This is a genomic window from Methylobacterium sp. ap11 (assembly GCF_900110515.1).
GTDB classification, from domain to species: domain Bacteria; phylum Pseudomonadota; class Alphaproteobacteria; order Rhizobiales; family Beijerinckiaceae; genus Methylobacterium; species Methylobacterium ajmalii.
Map to the genome: position 1 here is coordinate 282030 of NZ_FOEB01000006.1, position 14010 is coordinate 296039.

Below are 14010 nucleotides of genomic sequence, written 5' to 3' on the forward strand. Positions count from 1 at the left end.
CCCGGCACGGAGACCCAGCGATGACCACCCCCACCACCGAGATCACGCTCGAGCGCATCGCCCTGATCCGGCGCCTGGTCGTGGCCTGGGACCCGGCGGGGCAGGGCGCCCCGGCGATCCACCCGGACGCCCCCTACGGCAGCCTCGACCGCGACGGCGACATCGCCAACGTCACCGGCGACGACGAGGGCGCGGCGGAGGAGCACCGGGCGGTGGGCGCGGCGCTCGTCGCCTTCCTGCGCCACGCCGAGCTGAAGCCCGGCCGCTACGGCTACCACAACCCGCTGACCAAGCTCGACCTGACGCACGTCTCCGACGTGTTTCGCGACGAGAGCACCGGCACTTCGCCCGAGCAGATCGTGTTCGAAATCGGCCCCGAGCACGTCGCCCTGATCCGCCACCTCGCCATGGGGTGGGACGAGGCGCGCGGCGTCCCGGCGGTCGATGCCGACGCCCCCTACGGCCCGGGGAGCCTGGAGGACGCGATGGCGAAGGCCGTCGGCGGCCCGCGCGACGACCTCGCCCGGCTGCACCGCGCGATGCAGCCCGCCCTCCAGATCTTCCTGCGCAGCGCCGACATCGCCCCGGGCGACTACGCCTGACGGCGGCCGCTCGGTATCCGCACCGAGACCGGAAGCGGGTTCCGAGCATGGCGATTGCCCGATGGTCACCGGAATGAGACCTGCCGAAGAAACTACGCGGCAGTAGCGGAAGCAATCCTGTCCACCGGGCTGGCGCCAGTCCGGACTAGGCCAAAGGTCCGGTCGTAACTGTTATCGCCTTGGCCGAGAGCCGCCGGGGGCAGGGCTTTACGAAAAATTTCCCCGCTTATGATGCTCTCAGGACAACGGGGGTTCCGCCTTGAATCCCCATGCCTTCAACGGCAAGCAGCGCATCGCGAGCTGGATCACCCTACATGCTGACCCTGTCCAAGCTGGCCGTCCGGCTGCCCGCCACCATCGTCGGCCTGGCCCTCGTCAGCTCGTCCGTGATGGGCGGCCTGAGCTGGTACACGGCCAGGAGCAGCCTCGTCTCGGCCGTCGAGGACCGCCTGCGGCTCGCCGCGACCGCGACCGGCCACGGCATGGCGCTCGTCGCCGACCGGGCCCAGGCCGAGTTCGTCGCCGCCGCCAACCATCCGCAGGTGGCCTCGAACTTCACAGACCTGATCGAGACCCTCGATCCCGGCAAGCCCGACTATGCCGGCATCCTGGCGGCGTTCCGGGCGCCGCAGGGGGTCGAGGCGCGGCTGGCCTTCGACGGCACCACCACCAACACCATGTACGGCCGCCGGCACGTCAAGGTACAGGAGGTCGCCCGTAAGCTCTTGGGTCCGGCCGGATACGCCGACCTGATGTTCCTCGATACCAACGGGCGCATCGTCTACACGGCGACCAAGGGCGACGACTTCGCCGCCTCGCTCTCCGACCCGGCGCTGCGCGACACCGGCCTTTCCAAGCTGTTCGAGCGGATGAAGGCGGCCGGCCCCGACGCCGTGAACTTCGCTGACTTCGCCGCCTACCCGGTCGGCGGGCAGGCGGCCTTCATCGGCAAGCCGATGAACCGGCGCGCCAACGTCGCGATGGGCACCGCCCAGGCGGTGGAACGGGCCGGCTACGTGGTGATGCGGATCACCCCGGCCCTGTTCGACCAGACCCTGACCCATCGCGCCGGCCTCGGCGAGACCGGCCAGACCCTGGCGGTCGGCGCCGACGGCAAGCTGCGCGGCAACCCGCCCCTCGACCCAGCCGTGAAGGCGGGCGCGCCCCTGAGCGAACTCGGCATCGCGCCGGACCAGCTGGCGGCCGACAAGCCCTTCGGCTACGATGGCGCCGACGGCCGCCACCGGGCGGTGAGCGCCGTCGTGCCGGTGCTCGGCGTGCCCTACACCCTGGTGGCGGAGCAATCCGAGGCGGAGGCGCTCCAGGCGGTGGGCGAGCTCTCCCGCCTCCTCGTGATGATCGGGCTCGCGGTGCTCGCCGGCACGGCGCTCCTCGGCCTCCTGATGTCGCGGGCGATCGTGCGGCCCCTCGGCGCCCTGACCACGGCGCTCAAGGCGCTCGCCGCCCGCCAGGTTCTCGACGCGGTGCCGGGCTTCAAGCGCCGCGACGAGATCGGCGACATCGCCCGGGCCGTGGTGATGATCCGCGACATGTCGCTGGAGGACGCCGCCCAGCAGCTCCAGACCACCGAGGCCGCGCGCCTGCGCGAGGAGCAGGCCCGCCGCAGCCTGCTGCGCGACCTCGCCGACCGGTTCGAGGCCTCGGTCGGCGGCATCGTCGGCCGGGTGTCGGGCGCGGCCGAGGGGCTGATCGGCGCCTCCGGCGCCATGCACCAGGCGGTCGAGGGCACCTCGTCGCGCTCGGTCACCGTGGCGGCGGTCGCCCGGCAGACCAGCGGCAACATCGGCGCCGTCGCGGCGGCCGCCGAGGAGCTCGGCGCGACCGTTGCGGAGATCAGCCGCCAGGTGGTCCAGGCCGCCGGGATGTCGTCCGAGGCGGTGGCCCAGGCCCGCGGTGCCGGCGGCACGATGGCGGAGCTGACGGCTGCCGCCACCCGCATCGGCGACGTGGTCGGCCTCGTCTCGCAGATCGCCTCCCAGACCAACCTCCTGGCGCTCAACGCCACCATCGAGGCGGCGCGGGCGGGCGCGGCCGGCCGCGGCTTCGCCGTGGTGGCCGCCGAGGTCAAGGAACTGGCCGGCCAGACCGCCAGGGCGACCGAGGAGATCGGCCGGCACGTCGCGGCGATCCAGGCCACCAGCGAGGGCGCGGGCGGCGCCATCGCCGGGGTGACCGCGCAGATCGAGGCGATGAGCCAGGTCACCACCGGCATCGCCTCGGCGATCGAGGAGCAGGGCGCGATGACCCACGAGATCGTGCGCCAGATGGCCGAGGCGACCGAGGGCACCGCCGCGATGACGAGCGACATCAACGAGGTCGCGGGCGCCGCCGCCGCGGCCGGCCGCGCCGCCTCCGAGGTGTCGCAGGGCTCCGACGACCTCGCCGAGCAATGCGCCCGCCTGCGCCGGGAGGTCGACGGCTTCCTCGCCAGCGTCCGCGCCGCCTGACCGGGTCGCGTTCCGCCAGGGACCGATCGATCGTGGCCGAAGGCCGGATCCTGCCCGCGGGCGGGGTCCGGCCTTCGCCGTTCCGGCCGCTCGCCCGGCGCCCGCCGCGCGACAGTATTGGCCGGCGGCGCGGCGCCCGGATGACGGTACGGCGACGTTCGGAATTGATTAAGTCGGACGGGCTACGGTCTTTGGCAGCGTGATGTCTTGCAACGGCCTGCGATCATGATGACTGGTACGGTGAGCCCGGGATCCCTCGAGGACACGACGGCGCTGCTGCAGCGTCACCTGATGTCGATCTCCGAGACCATCGCCCGCACGCGCCAGGAGATCGCCGACCTGCGCGAGCAGCAGGAGAGCGGCCGCGCCCGCGACGAGCTGCACGCCGTCGTCCAGGGCACCGAGCAGGCCACCCACACCATCCTGACCGTCTCGGAGACCGTCGACGCCCTCGCTCGCGGCATCGCCAAGCGGGCGCAGGACGAGGCGACCCGGGAGGATGCCCGCGCGATCCAGGCCGAGATGCAGACCGTGTTCGAGGCCTGCAACTTCCAGGACCTGACCGGCCAGCGGATCTCCAAGGTGGTGCGCACCATCGTCGACGTCGAGGAGCGGGTCGGCGAGATGCTGCGCCTGTGGTCCGGCGCCACGCCCTCGCCCACCCGGCCCAAGCCCGACACCCGCGGCGAGGAGGAGTCCCTCCTCAACGGCCCGGCCCTGCCCGGCGCCGCGGCGGTGTCGCAGGACGCCGTCGACGCGATGTTCCCGTAGCGCGCGCCGTTCCGGACGCCCCGCGGCTTCAGCCGGTGGCGAGGCCGGCCGGCTGCGGCGCCCGCAGGCAGGCCGGAAGCCACGCCATCTCGTAGACCGGCGGGCGCACGGCGGTGACCTGGAAGCCCAGGCGCTCGTAGAGGCTCCGCCCGTCGGTGGCGCCGGCCATCGGGGTCGAGAGGGTGATCGGCAGGCGCTGCTGCTCGGCCGCCATCTGGAGGCTGCGCACCAGGTCGGTGCCGATGCCCTTGCCGCGGGCAGCCTGGACGATCGCCAGTTCCGAGATGCGCCAATCGGCATAGCCGAGATCGACGGCGAGGCGCCCGACCGCCTGGCCCGTGCGCTCGACGATGAAGTCCAGGTGCTCGGGATAGACCGTCTCGAGCCCGGTCCGCAGGGCCTTGAACTGCTGCTCGTAGAGCGTCTGCAGGAAGTCGCGGTCGTCGGCGGCCCAGGTGAGCCAGGGACGCGACTCGACGAAGAGCTGCAGCAGGAAGTCCTGGTCCGTCGGGCGGATGGGGCGCAGCCCCAGGCCTCCGAGCAGCGGGATGGAGCCGGCATAAGCGACCATGCGGCGGATGTCCTGTCGGGAAAAAACGGAACGTGGGCGCCCCCGCAGGCGGGCTGCGGAGGCGCGAGGGTGGTCAGGCGAAGACCGCCTCGTACACCGCGCTGCCCGGCGGGAAGCCGATGGGCATGACGCGCGCGAGGTAGAGCGGCCCGACCGTGCCGAGCGAGGGGTGCGACAGCACGCACTCGCCGCCCGGGGATGCCTCGTCCGCGGGACCGACGAAGGTCAGGCTGAACGCCGTACGGGCGCTTCCCGGCATGGTCGCGCGGGGATGCTCGTCGCAATGCGCCAGCGTCACCGCCAAGCCGTGGCCGTCCGGGCCGTGCAGCCCGAACGCTTTCCCCACCAGGGGGGCGAAGACGCCCGCCGAGAGGGTGTCGAGCGAGGCGGTCACCCGCGGCTCGGATAGATGCCGGTGAGCGCGACGATGAAGTTCAGCGCCAGCGAGGGCTGCAGGTTGGTGAAGCCCTGGCTGCCGCCGATCGGGGCGTTCGTCACGGCGCCGCCGGTCACCGTGGTGACGGCGACGGTCTGCTCCGGGATCGCCGGGGTGCCCGACACCGTGATCGACGCGGCGTTGATCGTCGTCATGGTGGCGGGGGAGGCCGGGGGATAGGCCGTGTAGATTTTCCCCTGAGTTGGGCCCGCTGCCAGCACGGTCCCAGCGCCCGGGTTGGTGTTGCCCAGCCCGCTCGCGACATTCAACGCCACGTTCAGGGGGCCGGTCTGCGCCGGGATGGTGATGTTCTGGCTGCCGGTGGTCGGCGCGAACGTCGCCTGATGGGTGTGCATCGGCATGTTGGCGACGGTCAGCGTCGTCGTTTCGGTGCCGGCCGGTGTCCCGATGCCGTAGTTCTGGAGGCCGGGGCCCTGGCCGAAACCCAGAGGCGTACGACCGCGCAGATCCGGTAGGCCGAAAGTCGTCGTGCCGGTGCCGCCGTAAAACGTACCGAAGAGCGCAAAAAGCGCTTGGTTTTGATTGATGGGCAGGATCTGCCCCTGGCACAGTGCCCAGCCATTAGGCGGAAAATTAAATCCAACCGTAAGGATAGTTCCGATAAATGCGTCCATTGTGAGTTCCTCCGCGAGATTTTCGATTGAACGATTTGAAATCGTGTAGAAAAATAATGAGAGCTCAATTCGAGTGTTATCAGGCGCTTTAGTGAATGACAATGGCAATCCGCGCATGATCGCGAGATGATGGTCCATGGCGATGACGCAGCGACTGCCCGAGGGGTATAGACCGGGAGGGATCGATGCCCCCCGGGCCGTTCGTCCGACGGCCGGAGCGTTGCCGCTGGATGTGCTTCACCGTCCCGTGCCCCTGCCGTCCGCGGACGAGATCCGGCATCGTTCCACCTCCGGCGGATGTCCCGCCGGTGGGAGATCGAAAAGGGCGGCCGCCGTGCTGGAGCGGGGAATGATCCCCGGCCGGAGCCGGCCCTTGCCGCTCAGGAGAAGGCGGCCTGGTAGGAGGCGGTACCCAGCGGGAAGCCGACAGGCAGGATGCGCTCGACGTAGAGCGGTCCGAACTCGCCGAGTGTCGGATGCGACAGCACGCCGTGGCCGCCGCCATAGTCGCCGACCGCGTCCGCCGAGCAGGTGAAGATCAGCCCGAACGCCGTGCGGGCGCTGCCCGGCATCGTCGCGCGCGGATACTGGTCGCACCGCACCAGCGTCACCGTCAGGGTGGAGCCGTTCAGGTTCCGGAAGATGAACGCCTCCCCCAGGGCGGGGGTGAACAGCCCGGCGGACAGGGTGCTGAGCGAATCAGTCATCAATTCGGCCGCTGCGGGTAGAGGCCGAACATCGTGATGATGAAGTTCAGCGCCAGCGAGGGCTGCATGGTGCTGAACGGGGTGCCGCCGCTATTCGCGCCGACCGTTACGGTACCGCCGGTCACCGTGTTGATGGCAACGGTCTGCTGTGGAATTGCCGGGGTGCCCGTCACCGTGGTCGATGCATCGTTGAGAGCGGTCATGGCATTGGGGGCGGTGGGGGGATAGGCCGCGTAGATCTTTGATGTACTCGTGCCCGATCCCAGCACGGTCCCGGTCCCGGGGGCGCCGCCGCCCGGCGCATTCGAGACGTTCAGCGCCACCTTCAGGGGACCGGTCTGCGCCGGGATGGTGATGTTCTGGCTGCCCATGGTCGGCGCGAACGTCGCCGGATGGACGTGGGGCGGCAGATTGGCGGCCGCCAGCGTGGTCGTCTCGGTGCCGTAGACACTGGAAACCGCGTATTGCGTGCCGGGGGTGACCGTGGACTGGCCCGCGCCGATGGCCGTGCGGCCCGACAGGTTCGGCAGGCCGAAAGTCGTTGTGGCGTTGCCGCCATACATGGTGCCGATGAGAGAGTACACAGCCTGATATTGCTGGATATTCAAGATCTGTCCTCGGCAGGAAAGCCAGCCATCCGGCGCCCAGGTGAACGGCACCATGAAAATCATGCTCGTCATCGCTTCCATGATAAATTCCTTCGATGGATTGTGCCGTGTGTTACACCGGATGCAGACGAATCACTTGTATCCGGTGATTCGTCCTATCCGTAGACTGTTAGACGACGCAACCGCCTCTCGGCAAGCGGATCTTTGAAAATGGATGCTAGGCGCTACGCCACCTGGAGCTAACGCTGAACCGGCAAGATGATTGCTAGAGCGAGCCTATCTGCTCATCATAGCTGGTTGTCGGGATAGACAACCGCGACGTCACCGGTAAGACGGCACTTCACCCGTCGTGCGGTCTTTCATTGCAGCCGGGATTGGGCGGCTTGCCCGGCATGTCGACTGAACGATGACTGGGGCCTGTCCCGGCATTCTTCCATGATCGGCCAGGATAAGATTGCCGCCGAAGGCAAAAACATCCGATAGGTTTCGAAGAAATCCCAGGCTGGCAATTTTAGCATATCGTGCTTATTTTGACCTAATATATATGATAAATTACTAGTCATAATATAGATAGTATAAATTTAGAACATCATATTATGAGATAAGACCATAACTATGGCGCAAATGTCACGTGTGGAGAGTTTGATGGACGGTGGCCGCGAAAATCTGTTTTTCTGCCTTCCGTTATGGATTGATCGCGGGCATTTTGCCGAGCGATCGACGCGCCGCATGGCCATTTCGCCTGCTTCGACAAGGTCCGGCAGGCCAACGAAAAATTTTGAGGTATCGCGATGGTTCAGAGGCTTGTAACCCTAACGGGAACGACGTCGATCGAAGGAAATGCGATAAATTTTTTCTATGGAAATTCGATTAATTAGAGCAATTATCTTGGCACTGCCAACGGTTTGAATGGTAATAGCAGTGGTGCATTTAACAGTCCTTTTCAATTCTCTTTCCAATACATAGCGGATGATGCGATTGCCGCCGCCGTACAAGACGGAACCGTGCAATATACGGCATATGATGCCGCCCAAGGCTTCACCTTCAGCGATACCGTGAATGACGGCACCGCGACCACGGGGGCCGCCGGCTACAGCCTGACGGCCAACCGGGTGAACGTGACCCAAGGCCCGCAGGGCGCCACCGGTGCCCAGGGCGCGACGGGGACGCAGGGCGCCACCGGTGCCCAGGGCACGACCGGTGCCCAGGGCACCACCGGTGCGCAGGGCACGACGGGCGCGCAGGGCACGACCGGTGCCCAGGGCGCGACGGGTGCGCAGGGCGCAACGGGCGCGCAGGGCACGACCGGTGCCCAGGGCGCGACGGGTGCGCAGGGCACGACCGGTGCCCAGGGCGCGACAGGTGCGCAAGGCACCACCGGCGCTCAGGGTACGACGGGTGCGCAGGGCGCCACCGGTGCCCAGGGCGCGACGGGGACGCAGGGCACGACCGGTGCCCAGGGCGCGACGGGTGCGCAGGGCACCACCGGCGCCCAGGGCGCGACCGGTGCCCAGGGCGAGACAGGTGCGCAGGGCTCCACCGGCGCCCAGGGCGCGACCGGCGCTCAGGGCGCGACCGGCGCTCAGGGCACGACGGGTGCGCAGGGCGCCACCGGCGCACAGGGCGCGACGGGCGCACAGGGAACCACCGGTGCCCAGGGCGTGACCGGCGCCCAGGGCACGACGGGTGCGCAGGGCGCGACGGGTGCGCAGGGCTCCACCGGCGCCCAGGGCACCACCGGTGCCCAGGGCGTCACGGGTTCGCAGGGCGCGACCGGTGCCCAGGGTGCCACCGGGTCCCAGGGCGCGACCGGCTCGCAGGGCGCGACCGGCGCCCAGGGCGTCACCGGTTCGCAGGGCGCGACCGGCGTCCAGGGTGCGACCGGCTCGCAAGGCGCGACGGGAGCCCAAGGGGTCACCGGTTCGCAAGGCGCGACTGGTGTCCAGGGTGCCACCGGCGCCCAGGGCGCGACCGGCTCGCAAGGCGCGACCGGTGCCCAGGGTGTCACTGGTTCGCAGGGCGCGACCGGTGCCCAGGGTGCAACCGGTTCGCAGGGCGCGACGGGCGCTCAAGGTGCCACCGGTGCCCAGGGCGTCACGGGTTCGCAAGGGGCGACCGGCGATCAGGGCGTGCAGGGCGTCACGGGCTCGCAGGGCGCGATGGGAGCCCAGGGCGTCACCGGTTCGCAGGGCGCGACCGGTGTCCAGGGTGCCACCGGGTCCCAGGGCGTGACCGGCTCGCAAGGCGCGACGGGAGCCCAGGGCGTCACCGGTTCGCAGGGCGCGACGGGTGCCCAGGGTACCACCGGCTCCCAGGGCGCGACCGGCTCGCAAGGCGTGACGGGGCCCCAGGGCACGACCGGTGCGCAGGGCACCACCGGCGCCCAAGGCGCGACGGGAGTGCAGGGCGCGACCGGCTCGCAAGGTGCCACCGGTGCTCAGGGTGTCACCGGTTCGCAAGGGGCGACCGGCGATCAGGGCGTGCAGGGTGTGACCGGCTCGCAAGGCGCGACGGGGGCCCAGGGTGTCACCGGTTCGCAGGGCGCGACCGGTGCCCAAGGTGCAACTGGTTCGCAGGGCGCGACGGGCGCTCAAGGTGCAACGGGTGCCCAGGGCGCAACCGGCTCTCAAGGTGTAACGGGTGCCCAGGGCGTCACCGGTTCGCAGGGCGCGACCGGCTCGCAAGGTGCGACGGGAGCCCAGGGCGTCACCGGTTCGCAGGGCGCGACCGGCGTCCAGGGCGTCACCGGTTCGCAGGGCGCGACCGGCGTCCAGGGCGTCACCGGTTCGCAGGGCGCGACCGGCGTCCAGGGTGCCACCGGTTCGCAGGGCGCGACCGGCGTCCAGGGTGCCACCGGTGCCCAGGGCGTCACGGGCTCGCAAGGCGCGACGGGAGCCCAGGGCGTCACCGGTTCGCAGGGTGCCACCGGTGCCCAGGGCGTGACCGGCTCGCAAGGTGCGACCGGCTCGCAAGGTGCGACCGGCGCTCAGGGTGCGACGGGATCCCAGGGTGCCACCGGCGCCCAGGGCGTCACGGGAGCCACCGGTCCGACCGGATCCGCGGGTACCACGGGCGCGACCGGTCCGACGGGTGCCGGCGGCGCGACGGGGGCCACCGGTCCGACGGGCGCGACCGGTCCGGAGGGAGCCACCGGTGCGACCGGCCCGGTCATCTGCTTCGCACGCGGCACGATGATCCTGACGCCTGAGGGCGAGCGCCCGGTCGAGGCCCTGCGGCCCGGCGACGCCGTCGTCACCGCCGCCGGGGAGACGGTCTGCGTCGCTTGGGTCGGTCACCGCCACCTCGACCTGCGGCGCCATCCGCAGCCCGAGCGGGCCCAGCCGGTCCGGGTCGCCGCGCACGCCTTCGGCCCCGGCCTGCCGCACCGCGACCTCGTCGTCTCGCCCGGCCACGCGCTCTTCGTCGACGACGTGCTGATCCCGGCCGGTGTGCTCGTCAACGGCGCGTCGGTGGCGCAGCTCGACCAGGCGGAGGTGATCTACCACCACGTCGAACTCCCGGTGCACGACGTGCTGGTCGCCGACGGGATGCCCGCCGAGAGCTATCTCGATTGCGGCAACCGCGGCACCTTCGAGAACCACGACGGACCGGTCACCCTGCATCCGGACCTCGTCGCCTCGGCGCTGAACCTGGAGCTGGCCTGCGCGCCGGTCGTCCTCCACGGCCCGGTCGTCGACCGGGTCCGGGCGCGGCTCGCCGCGCAGGACGCCCGGTCCGGCATCGAGCGCACGGCCGATGCCGGGCCCTCGTTCCTCGCGCGCCTCCTGCGGCGGGCGTGAGACGCGGCCGGCCTCCGGGCCGGCCCGACCACCGTGACCAGACCGGCCCGCGGCGCCCCGACAGGCGCGCCGCGGGTTTCGTCGTCAGGGGCGTTTCGCGGAAAGCAAGGAGACGTGCGGGGACGATCGGGGCGCCGGACCCTCCCGTCCGGCGGAGGAGAGGGGCGCGCGACCTCCGGTGGGCGAAAAGCGCTCGCACCGGGTTTGCGGGCACACGCCATCCCCGCCGGGAGAGGCAACGGCCCACGCGCCGACCCCACCCCGGCCTCATTCCCGAAGCACCGCTGCCCGAAGCACCGCTGCCCGGAGCACCGCTGCCCGGAGCACCGCTGGTCCGGATCGTCCCTGCCGGCGCCCGCCCCTCCCTCGCTTCGCGGCATGGTCCGCGCACCAGGACCCCGCATGACTCCGTCCGGCCAGACCCTCTGCCTCGCGATGATCGTCAAGAACGAGGCCCCGGTGATCCGCCGGTGCCTGGATTCGGTGCGCCCGCTCATCGACCACTGGATCGTCGTCGATACCGGCTCCACCGACGGGACCCAGGACCTGGTGCGGGAGATCCTCGCCGACCTTCCTGGCGAGCTGGTCGAGCGCCCCTGGGTCGATTTCGCCCACAACCGCTCCGAGGCGCTGGCGCTGGCGCGCCCGCACGGCACCTACACCCTGGTCATCGATGCCGACGACGAGATGATCGTGCCGCCGGGCTACGTCCTGCCCGACCTTACGGCCGATGCCTACGAGGTCGCCATCGCGGATGTCGGGCTCGTCTACCGGCGGATCCAGCTGGTGCGGAACGCGCTGCCATGGCGCTACCGTGGGGTGCTGCACGAATTCGTCGAATGCCCGGACGGGACGGACCGCGCCCTCCTCGACCTGACCATGCGGCGCAACCACGACGGCGCCCGCCGCCGCGACGGCGAGACCTACCGGCGCGACGCCGCGGTCCTGGAGGCGGCGCTGGCGACGGAGACGGACCCGTTCTTCGTCTCCCGCTACACCTTCTACCTCGCCCAGAGCTACCGCGATTGCGGCGCCTACGAGCAGGCGGTCGCCGCCTACCTGCGGCGGGCGGATCTCGGATACTGGCACGAGGAGGCCTACGTCGCCCTCGTCGCCGCGGCCCGGCTGATGGGCACCCTCGGGCGGCCGCTGGACGAGGCCCTGGCGGCCTTCCGCCGGGCCATCGCGCTCTGCCCGCACCGGGCCGAGGCGCCCCATCACGCCGCCTATGCCTGCCGCCTCGCCGAGCGCTACGAGGAGGGGTTCCGCTTCGCCGAGGCCGCCCTGGCCCTGGGGAAGCCGGAGGGCGGGCTGTTCGGCGAGCCCTGGATCTACGAGTACGGCCTGCGGGACGAGTACGCGGTTAACGCCTACTGGGCCGGCCATTACCGGCACAGCCTCGCCGCCTGCCTCGACCTGCTGGCCTGCCCGACCGCGCCGGAGGGCGAGCGCAAGCGCTACGCCGCCAATGCCCGCTTCGCCCTCGAGAAGCTGCCGATCCCCTCGGAGGGCCGGGGCGGCTTCCTGGCGACGACGCGGCCGGGCATCGCCCCGAGCGAGCTGCCGGGCTTCTGGTCCGGCCTGACCCGTCACCAGCCCTGGGTGCCGGCGCGGCCGCAGGGCGGCACCGAGCTGATGCACGAGGGCCTGTCCCGGCGCCTCGGGCCGGCGCTCCAGCGCATCCAGCTCTGCCTCAACGGCTACGACGAGGGCCGGATCGACGGGCGCCCGCTCGTGGTCTGGATCCACCACGCCCCCGACCAGCCCGCCGTGGCCTGGCTGCGCGATCCCGCCAAGGTGGGCCGCGTGGCGCGCTTCGTCTTCGTCTCGGAGTGGCAGCGGGCCCAGTTCCTCGCCGCCTTCGCCCTGCCGGCCGAACGCTGCCTGGTGCTGCGCAACGCCACCGAGGTGCCGGACCGCGACCGCGCGCCCGCCCGTCGCCGCCCGCTCAAGGTCGCCTATACCAGCACGCCCTATCGCGGCCTGTCGGTGCTGCTCGAGGCCTGGGCGCAGGCCGCGCCGGAGGAGGCCGAGCTGCACGTCTGGTCGTCGCACAAGCTCTACGGCCCGGGCGCCGACGACGCGCCCTACGCCACGCTCTATGCCCGCGCCGCGGCGCTGCCGAACGTGCACTACCACGGGCTCCTGCCCAATGCCGAGCTGCGCGCCGCGCTCGCCGACATCGACATCCTGGCCTATCCGAACACCTTCGCGGAGACCTCGTGCCTCGCGGTCATCGAGGCGATGGCGGCGGGCTGCCGGGTGATCTGCCCGAGCCTCGGGGCGCTGCCGGAGACCGCCGCGGGCTTTGCGCGCCTCTATCCCTTCGTCGCCGACCCGGCCGAGCACGCCCGCACCTTCGCGGCCCTGCTCACCGAGGAACTGGCCGATCCCTGGCAGGGCGCCCCCGAGCGGGCGGCGGCGCAGCAGGCGCATTGCCGGCAGGCCTACGACTGGCGGGTGCGGGTGCCCGCCTGGCAGGCCCTCGTCGACGGGCTCGCGGCGCCGGCACCAAGCCCCCGCTTCGTCCCGAGCCTGCGCACGGTCGAGGCGCGGCACGGCACCTTCGTGGTGGTCGAGCAGGACTTCATCGGCCGCACCATCGCGCAGACCGGCGAGTGGGAGCCGCACCTGATCGACTTCGCCCGCCTCGTCCTCGACGAGGCCTCGAACGTCGTCGATCTCGGCGCCAATCTCGGCTACCACACCGTCCGCCTCGCCGGCCTCGTGCCGCGCGGCTCGGTCCACGCCTTCGAGCCGCTCGACCTCTGCTTCTCGCTGCTGCAGCGGAACGTCCTGGCCAACCGCTGCCACCACGTCCGCACCTACAAGATGGCGGTCACCGACCGCTCCGGCGACACGATCGAGATGGAGCCGCTCGAGGCGACCCTGACGGCGGGCGGCGCCCTCAACATCGGGCATACCGGCATCGGCCGGGCCGGGTCCGGCCATGGCGGCGACCTCGCCTTCACGGTCCGGCTCGACGACCTGCCCCTGCCGCCGGTCGCCCTCGTCAAGATGGACATCCAGGGCGCGGAGGCCGTAGCGTTCGCCGGCATGCGCGACCTCCTCGCCCGGGACCGTCCGGTCCTGTTCGTCGAGATCGAGGAGGAGCACCTGCGCCGGCACGGCTCCAGCTCGAAGGCGGTGATCGAGCATCTGCTCGGCCTCGGCTACAGCCTGCTGCGGATCCGCAACGAGTGGCCGACCGACCACCTGGCGATCCCCAACGAGCGCACCGACCTCATCGAACGCTGCCGCGGCCAGACGCACTACGCTACCGACTGGATCGCCGGGTCGCGGGTCGAGCTGCATTTCGAGACGACGCACTACTATGCGTCCGTCGTGGCATCGTGACGGGCGCCGCCGATCTCCGAATCGCGACGCGATCGCCCGCGTCCTCAGCAGGACC

Annotated in this window: 10 protein-coding genes; 5 read left to right on the forward strand and 5 right to left on the reverse strand. The window is 70.9% G+C overall.

What is annotated here, in order from left to right; all coding sequences use genetic code 11:
• The first annotated feature begins 20 nt into the window (after window positions 1-20).
• From BMX97_RS11590 to BMX97_RS11600, 3 genes are all read left to right on the forward strand, one after another.
• Window positions 21-602, forward strand: a complete 582-nt coding sequence (locus tag BMX97_RS11590) for a hypothetical protein (RefSeq protein WP_091749679.1) — start codon at window positions 21-23, stop codon at window positions 600-602.
• A 314-nt stretch (window positions 603-916) separates the two neighbouring features.
• A complete protein-coding gene (locus tag BMX97_RS11595) occupies window positions 917-3070 on the forward strand; it encodes a methyl-accepting chemotaxis protein (protein ID WP_091749682.1) in 2154 nt (717 codons plus the stop codon).
• Window positions 3071-3310: 240 nt separating this feature from the next.
• Entirely contained in the window at window positions 3311-3841 is a 531-nt protein-coding gene (locus BMX97_RS11600; protein WP_244538383.1) for a protein phosphatase CheZ, read from the forward strand.
• Between the two features lie 28 nt (window positions 3842-3869).
• Here BMX97_RS11600 and BMX97_RS11605 read toward each other — a convergent pair whose 3' ends face one another.
• From BMX97_RS11605 to BMX97_RS11625, 5 genes are all read right to left on the reverse strand, one after another.
• On the reverse strand, window positions 3870-4412 hold the full coding sequence (locus tag BMX97_RS11605) for a GNAT family N-acetyltransferase (protein ID WP_091749688.1): 543 nt from the start codon (window positions 4410-4412) through the stop codon (window positions 3870-3872).
• 73 nt (window positions 4413-4485) lie between these two features.
• Window positions 4486-4806, reverse strand: a complete 321-nt coding sequence (locus BMX97_RS11610) for a DUF6916 family protein (RefSeq protein WP_091749691.1) — start codon at window positions 4804-4806, stop codon at window positions 4486-4488.
• Window positions 4803-5621, reverse strand: a complete 819-nt coding sequence (locus BMX97_RS11615; protein WP_244538384.1) for a phage tail protein — start codon at window positions 5619-5621, stop codon at window positions 4803-4805. Before BMX97_RS11615 ends, BMX97_RS11610 begins: the two co-directional genes overlap by 4 nt.
• 242 nt (window positions 5622-5863) lie before the next feature.
• Entirely contained in the window at window positions 5864-6190 is a 327-nt protein-coding gene (locus BMX97_RS11620; RefSeq protein ID WP_091749698.1) for a DUF6916 family protein, read from the reverse strand.
• Window positions 6190-6879: a phage tail protein gene (locus BMX97_RS11625; protein WP_091749701.1), complete on the reverse strand. Its 690-nt coding sequence runs from the start codon at window positions 6877-6879 to the stop codon at window positions 6190-6192. The genes BMX97_RS11620 and BMX97_RS11625 overlap by 1 nt, the downstream gene beginning before the upstream one ends.
• A gap of 974 nt (window positions 6880-7853) precedes the next feature.
• On the opposite strand from BMX97_RS11625, the gene BMX97_RS34170 reads away from it, so the two are divergent.
• Both BMX97_RS34170 and BMX97_RS11635 read left to right on the forward strand, forming a co-directional pair.
• Window positions 7854-10598 carry a Hint domain-containing protein gene (locus BMX97_RS34170; protein ID WP_280142792.1) on the forward strand — a complete coding sequence of 915 codons (2745 nt, stop codon included), beginning with the start codon at window positions 7854-7856 and terminating at the stop codon, window positions 10596-10598.
• A 402-nt stretch (window positions 10599-11000) separates the two neighbouring features.
• Window positions 11001-13955, forward strand: a complete 2955-nt coding sequence (locus BMX97_RS11635; protein ID WP_091749707.1) for an FkbM family methyltransferase — start codon at window positions 11001-11003, stop codon at window positions 13953-13955.
• Window positions 13956-14010: the final 55 nt, after the last annotated feature.